At 48.8% G+C, this 957-nt stretch carries 1 protein-coding gene; it reads left to right on the top strand.

Features of this window, described 5'->3' with window-relative positions:
- Window positions 1-879 (top strand): methyl-accepting chemotaxis protein (locus R7190_RS26005; protein WP_318137698.1); only part of this gene is annotated, 879 nt, incomplete at its 5' end.
- Window positions 880-957 lie beyond the last annotated feature (78 nt).

Genomic DNA, 957 nt, shown 5'->3' with positions numbered 1-957 from the left:
CGAGAGCTAGAGAAAACGCGTCGCCAACTGCATGACGTGATTCAAATGCAAATCAACGCATCCGACGAGCTAGCGACACTGACGGAAGTGATGACGCTGAGCATGTCAGAAACTAAAGAGTCGGCGCAAGAAGAGTTCAACGAGATTGACCAGCTGGCGACGGCCATGAGTGAGATGTCATCGACCGTACAAACGGTGGCCGATCATGCTCAAACAGCTTCTTCTTTGACGGAACAGGCGTCCACGCAAGCCGTAACGGGTCAACAGTTCTTGCAAAGTACAGTGGCGAAGATGAGCGAGCTATCTTCAGATATTGCTTCTTCTGCACAAGCCGTAAACCAAGTTGAAGAGCGTGTTGAGTCGATTGGTAGCGTAGTGGGTACGATTCAAGGCATTTCTGAGCAAACCAACTTGCTTGCTTTGAATGCGGCGATTGAAGCGGCGCGTGCTGGTGAAGCAGGGCGTGGTTTTGCTGTTGTGGCGGACGAAGTTCGTAACCTTGCGCAGCGTACGCAACAAGCGACGGTGGAAATTCAAGGAATGATCACTCAGCTACAGGCCAGCGCGACTTCTGCGGTTGATTTGATGGAGAAAAGTGTTGTCGAAGCGGCTGAAGGCGTGGAACTGGTTTCTAACGCGGGTAGTGAGCTTGATGGCATCGTTGCTCAAGTAACACAAATCAACGACATGAACTTCCAAATTGCCACCGCTTCAGGACAACAAAGCAGTGTAGCGGAAGAAATGAGCCAGAACTTGACGAACGTTCGTGAGCTGGTTGAAGCATCGGTCGTGGTGGTCACAGAGTTACTGGAAACCTCTGAAATGATGCAAAGTAACGCCGAAGAGCTAGATAAGAAGATTAAGTCATTTAGCGTATAAAGCGAATTGGATTTGATAAAACGCCCACAAACCTTTTGTGGGCGTTTTTATTTGCTTTAAGTCTGGTATAAAGAATGA

The organism is Vibrio sp. 1078-1 (assembly GCF_033340475.1).
Note: the sequence above shows the minus strand (reverse complement) of the source record. Positions and strands in the feature narration are given on the sequence as shown.